Origin of the sequence: Xanthomonas cissicola (assembly GCF_008801575.1) — a bacterium.
GTDB classification, from domain to species: Bacteria; Pseudomonadota; Gammaproteobacteria; order Xanthomonadales; family Xanthomonadaceae; genus Xanthomonas; species Xanthomonas cissicola.
Genome location: NZ_VZPL01000120.1, coordinates 1 through 6,042 on the forward strand (window position 1 = coordinate 1; position 6,042 = coordinate 6,042).

At 57.8% G+C, this 6,042-nt stretch carries 3 protein-coding genes and 1 pseudogene; 2 read left to right on the forward strand and 2 right to left on the reverse strand.

From position 1 onward, the window contains the following. A pseudogene (locus F7R02_RS23710) lies at positions 1–122 on the forward strand (IS3 family transposase); the annotation flags it as partial. 874 nt (positions 123–996) lie between these two features. Beyond that, positions 997–1,341, forward strand: coding sequence for a helix-turn-helix domain-containing protein (locus F7R02_RS23720; RefSeq protein ID WP_268874990.1), 345 nt, complete (start codon positions 997–999; stop codon positions 1,339–1,341). Positions 1,342–1,803: 462 nt separating this feature from the next. Here F7R02_RS23720 and F7R02_RS23725 read toward each other — a convergent pair whose 3' ends face one another. Both F7R02_RS23725 and F7R02_RS23730 read right to left on the reverse strand, forming a co-directional pair. Continuing rightward, on the reverse strand, positions 1,804–2,334 hold the full coding sequence (locus F7R02_RS23725) for a hypothetical protein (protein WP_039587537.1): 531 nt from the start codon (positions 2,332–2,334) through the stop codon (positions 1,804–1,806). Beyond that, positions 2,331–5,456, reverse strand: coding sequence for an RHS repeat-associated core domain-containing protein (locus F7R02_RS23730; RefSeq protein ID WP_151210231.1), 3,126 nt, complete (start codon positions 5,454–5,456; stop codon positions 2,331–2,333). The genes F7R02_RS23725 and F7R02_RS23730 overlap by 4 nt, the downstream gene beginning before the upstream one ends. Positions 5,457–6,042: the final 586 nt, after the last annotated feature.

Genomic DNA, 6,042 nt, shown 5'->3' on the forward strand with positions numbered 1-6,042 from the left:
GAGCAAGAGCGGATGTGTTTGACTACATCGAGCGACGCCACAACCCAAGGATGCGGCGAAGGGCGGCCAAGCAGGATCAGAAGGTTGCAGCTCTTTTACAACCGTCCGTGATATCGGGGTAGAACCCATCAGATCGTCCTTGGCGTCTCGGCCCTGCCTGAACAGGCCAGCGGCTTCGCTCTCGCTCATGCGGATCGGGACATGAAACCGGCCGCCGTGCTTAGGAGTCCAAACGGTTCGCTCACTGCGAGCGCTTTTAGGAACAAACCCCTCTCCGGTAATGCCCTCCACTTGGAAGCCAGTAATCCACGGGATCGGCACGTAGAGGTCCAGGACACCGCGTTGTTGGTCATACGCCGGCTGGTCGACCAAATGGGGACGAACGGCGAATCGGTCGATGCCCCGGAAGCGCTCTGCCCGTGCGTCAAAGGCCGCGCCATATTTGCGCTCAATGGCTTCCGGCTCCTGAGGGGTGATGCCATTCGGGCCGTTCCGCTTCGTATCGATCAGCCACTCGCCATACAAGCACTGCTCGCGCTCGGTCTTGCTCAACCGGTAGCTGGATCGAGTCGTTGCGATCAGTCTCGCATCGCAGGTGTGGTAGCCCCCTGAGGCCGTTGACGCCAAGCCGGCACGGATGTGCTGCGCGCCGGCCAGTTCGTCCGTGTCGAGATCCCAATACGTGCCCGGCGGGTCCAGATAGGGGCTCGTGGCTCTCTCTATGGATGCCTGTGGGGCTCCAGTAATAGCCCGCCCGATCTGTCTAAGAAGACCTCCCCCGTCTTGTGCCAGCACTGCCATGCCTGCGGTCATAGCGAACACGCCCATGACCGCGGTCCACTGCTTCTTCATGCCCTGCTCCTTGCGCCAAGTTGCGACAAACTTACGTGTCACGTAGAGTCTACCCGTGGCGTAAGGCTTCCGTCATGCTCTTTCCATGTCTGCACTGCATCGATTCAGCCTGTGAAGCCCGCCCCTCCCGCCCCTCGGGAGATCGTGGCCGCGCGCCTGCGCCAAGCCCGCGAACGACGGGGCCTGAGTCAGCGCGAGGTAGGGATGCGAATGGGCCTGGACAAAGACACAGCGTCAGCGCGGATATCCAGATATGAGTCCGGAGCCATGTCTATCAGCCTCGAGGCTTTGTTCGAGATGGCAGAAGCGCTGGAAGTGCCGCCTGCTTTTTTATTAGCCAGCAGCCCTGGCATGGCCGACGCAATTTTGGCGTTGGGAGAGCAAAGCGATCGACAGCAGGACCAACTGGCGAAGGTCCTAGCGACACTGACGAATCTTCAGCCCAAGGTTCGAGATCAGCTAATCGCAGAGTTGTTGGATAAAAGGTAGCGGCTCAACCCTCGACTTGAACGACCTTTGCTGCAACCGAAGATACCCCCTTACACATCAGCAGCAGAATCCATGTGACCTCGGGGGCGCCTGGGCAAGGTGAAGTAAGGAGCCCGCCCAACCTTTGAATACCCCAACGGTAGAGCGAAAATTGGGACACTTCGAACGGACGCAAACCTATGAATCCTGCCACCCTATCGTTGGCCCAAATCCATTGGCCTGACCACAGTTCGCTGTCCACGCAGGTTTGGATCTCCACGCCTTCGCCATGTTCCAGAGCGAGGTCGTGATTCCCTCCCTCGACACCTTAGAAAGACGGATCGAGGAGGCGGAGAAAAGCAACGATAGCTGCTTGCGTTGAAGCTGCAACTGACCAACTGAAGGTCACTCGCACCCGAGTTCCTTAAAGCAGAGCGGTCGACGCGTTTTGTCGTCCACCCTCTGCTTCGAGCACCTGATGTCCTATGAAAGAAGTTGTTCCATCGCAGCAATCGTCTTCAGCCTCTTCGGCTCAAAAGGTGAAAGGAGCTTGGCCCTCTCCTTGCCGGCCTTGAGCTCCGAAAGCAACACGTGCAGATCAGAATATTTTTCGATAAGAGGCAAAGCCACAGAATCAAATTCGGCCAGGATGCTAGACGCTACAGAAGCGACGTCTGCCTCTGTGGCAACCGTCCAGCGCAGCTGACCACTCCCCTGCCAATTGCCCAACTCACACCCAACCGTAGCGGATCGTTCCAGGTCGGCTTTCCTGATCAAAGGATCGTCTTTATCTTGGATGATGTCCTGGACTTCATCTACTCTGATAGCGGTGTTCACAACCACATCAACGTCTACGGGCGGATGCTCAACAAAGGAAAGTTGAAGTGCTGCCCACCCATAGGGCTTAGGCAAGCGAAAAGCCTGTCCCACAAGACGATGAGCAATGCCACGAGCCTTAAGCAGCGCTCCAACTTCCTTCAACAGTCCTTTCTCAAGCTCTTTCAGACCCGTCATTGGCCATACCTTCGTTCAACAGTGTCAATTACCATTCGCTGACCTTGGAGCTGAGCAGGCGCGTTTTTGCCAACAATCACTGCGCCCTTCGTCGCCATCTCTCCATCCTTAGCTAGTTGGGAAGCGCTTCTTGCAGCACCGCCATATTTTACTTCAATCGCTGTCACTTGGCCCGCGGGAGTCTCTACCAAATGATCAATAACACGTAAACCTTGAGACGTGCGCGCCGCGACTTGGCTTCCCAAAATCTTGTTGCCTTCAGCAATCAGCTCTTTCGCAGCTAGTCGCTCAGCAGCCTGCCCATACAACCGATTAGCACCTACACCGGTCCCTGTGATGCCAGCGAATTCTGCCGCTACATTGCTGACAGTAGCGACTGCCGCCGGGTTCGTTGCAGCAACTAAGTAGGCTTCAGCAGCGATTGGTGCTGCCAGGATAGTGGCAAGACCGACGCCAATCGCAGGCCCCAGCCAGTCTTTCTCGCTGCGAGGAGGCGTCTTTAAGTAGGTGCCACTGGTTCGAGAGATGTATTCAAAATCTCTCGACTGACGTCCATCCGGATCCGTAAACCGATACGGATTGTTAGTTGCATACGAGTAGCGGTTGAAGTTGACTGCAGTCACCGAATCCGCGGCCACCGGGTCCACACTCAGGAACCGCCCCAGGTCCTGGTCGTAGTAGCGCTGCTGCATGTAGGTCAGCCCAGTCGCCCCATCCATGGCATGCCCGGTGTAGCCGATGCCATCGACCGTTTTGCCGATAGGGCTGCCGTAGGGCTGATAGTCGGTTCGCTCTACCACCTGCCCGGCTGTATCCGTCACAGCGATAGGGCTGCCCAGCGCATCGGTGTGCTGAAATCTGATGGTTCCTGAGTTACGGGTGGCAAGCAGGCTCCCATTGAGATAGACGTATTCCATGTTGCCCTTGCCCGACGCCTCTGTGTAGAACAGCTGGCCAGCCTGGGTATAGACCTGAACGGTCCGCGTCGTGGGGCGCCCAGCTATCGTGCGACGGCCGTAGGCATCGTAGGCGTAGCTTTCCTTGCCGGTGACATCTCGCAGACGATTTCCGTAGTCAAAGGTATAGGCTTGACCGTTCTTGTTCTTGAGGTTGCCCTGCGGATCGTAGCTCAGCCCGACGGTGGTGGCGCCCGCATTGTTCTGAACATTGGTCAAGCGGTTCTTGGCGTCATACCAGTAATTGTTCTCGCGCACACCTGGAAGCTTGGCGGTGAGGATGTTGTCCAACACGTCGTAGGTGTAGCGGTTCCAGTTGTCGCCGCCGAACCGCTCCGAGCCCGCCTCCATCAGGCGATCCAGTCCGTCATACCCCATGTAGCGGTTGTAGGCCGTCCCCCGCTGCTGATCGATGATGGCGCCGACGTTTCCATTGGCGTCGTATTGATACTCGAACGAAGCGACATTGTTGTCCCGCACCTGCTGGGGCATCTGACGCCCGTTGAGCACGAGCGAGTGGCTCACGCCATTGCCATAGGTGAACTGCCGCGCAGCTCCATTGGGGTAGTAGCCAATACCGGAGGCGTAGACGTTCCCAAATTGATCGCGCACATCGGTCGGCTGACCAAGAGCATTGGGCGCATAGTTGATTGACAGCCCAGTGGGATAGGCCTGACTTGCAAGCGCTCCGTTCGCGTCGTAGCCGTAGCCGATGGACCAGGTATACCAGCCGGTCTGACCAGACGATTCGGATGTCAGCATCCGACGTTTGTTGTAGTTGTAAGCATTGACGCCAGATGAGCTACCGGCATCGTTCCAGGTCGTGACCTGTGCAGGCAGTCCGTCCGGGGTGTAGGACCAGTCCTGGTTGCCATTGTTGTCAGGGAACCGCAGGGTCTTGAGGCGATTGCGAGTGTCGTAGGTGCGCACCACCTGGCGGCCACTGGCAGCAGCGGCTTCCAGGTCGCAGCTGGTCGTGCTGGGAAGATCAAGGCCACTGGCCGACCAAGCCAGATTGCCAGCCGCGTCGTAGGCCATGACGGTCGACCCGCTCTCGGGCTCAATCACTTTGCACAGCTGCTGGTTCGCATCGTAGACGTAGCTACGGGCCGCCAGGCCAACGCCATGCTCCACCGGTGGCGGTGCTACCACCTGCACGACCTGGTTGCTGGATTCATTACCGAAATCACCGGCACCATCGCGCATTCGCCAACGCAGGTTGTAGCCGCCCGCACCAAGGGGGGCGCGGAGGCTGAAGTTGAAGTCCACACTTCCGCCAGGCGGAACATCGGATGGCAGGCCCACTTCGCCTGGCGACCATCCTCGCGTATCGCCAACCAACACAGCCCGATAGCCCTGCCCCTGGCGCCAAGTGACATTTCCCGTGTTCGTGAACCGCACCGACCCGGTGACAGAACGTCCGGTTGGGAGCTGCGCGGGCATGTTCTGAGACACGAAAGCAGCATTACGCTGCATAGCAGGAATCGAGAGTGCACCCGACCCATCAATGAGGGAGTTGTCCCGACCGACCGGAGAAATGCCATGGATATAGAACGGCTTGCCGCCTTGGCTTCGAATCAGGTCTTCGGTAACTGGAATTGAGAAGCGGTAGTTGCTTCCTGACGATGAGCAAGCGCTGGCAACGCCCGGTTCGCTGGCAAGGTTTGCGCTAGCGATAGCAGCAAGCGTTCCAGTCCCATAAGCCCCGCCCGCATACATATGGACGTCGATCGATCGGCGTAGTCCTGCAGAACACGCCCAGCCGACAATCGCCTTGTTGTCCTGGATACCCTCAATCCGCCCTTTGATCACCGATGCAGGCACGGCCACTGCGCCCGACCCGGAAATAGTGTCGTTTGAGGCACCTACCGGAGACAGGCCATGGATATAAATGGCCTTACCGCCGTTCTGGATGATGAAGTTCTCATCGATGGGGAACGAGAATCGGTAGTTGCTGCCCGAAGCACTACAAGCGCTAGCAATGCCGGCATCACTTGGTAACGTAGCTGCGGTAGCCGCGGCAAAGGTGCCTGAGCCAGCAGGCCCGCCTAAATACATGTGCACGTCGACAGAACGATTCAGATTCGTCGAGCACGCCCAGCCTGAAATGGAACCGTAAGTGACGCTGTCGATGTTGCCTTTGATAAGGGATGGGAGAACGTTCACGTAAGTTGGAGAACCTACTCCACCAAACCATGCAACCCCATCCCTCACCATCCGCCATTGGAAAAGGGTGGATCCCGCCGTGAGAGGCGCACGGACCGTGAAGTTAAAAGTAGTGCTTGATGGATAGGCCACACTTGAGGCCAGTTCAACACGCGAGGTTCCCCACGTCGTGTTATCTGTCGGCCCTAGACTACCCAACCGATATCCTTCTTGCGGCGTCCACGTCTTCCATCCGGTGTTCTGAAAAGTGATGCTCGCCGTATACGATTGACCAACCACCATTGTCGTTGGGACTGACCCGCCGATGTATTTTGAGTCGTTCTCCTTGAGCTCCACAGGTGAAGGGCACTCATTGGCCGATCCTGCGGTCGAGCCATCAGGACATTTCCGTGCAGCTTCGGACGGCCCAGCCAAGACGCTGAGCACTAGCAGAGCGGCAATGGTCCAGCGCACCTTTAGGGAAGCTCTGAACAACGCACCACAGATACGCGACACTACCCGCCTCATCATGTAGAGGATCATCTATGCAGCTGACGTTCGGTGACGCTGAGGGCCTGGGCAAGCGCAAGCAGACCCGGCGCGAGAT

What these genes read in the sequence shown, in the direction of transcription:
- F7R02_RS23725 (WP_039587537.1), bottom strand. Translation starts at nt 2,334, where the DNA reads ATGACGGGTCTGAAAGAGCTTGAGAAAGGACTGTTGAAGGAAGTTGGA.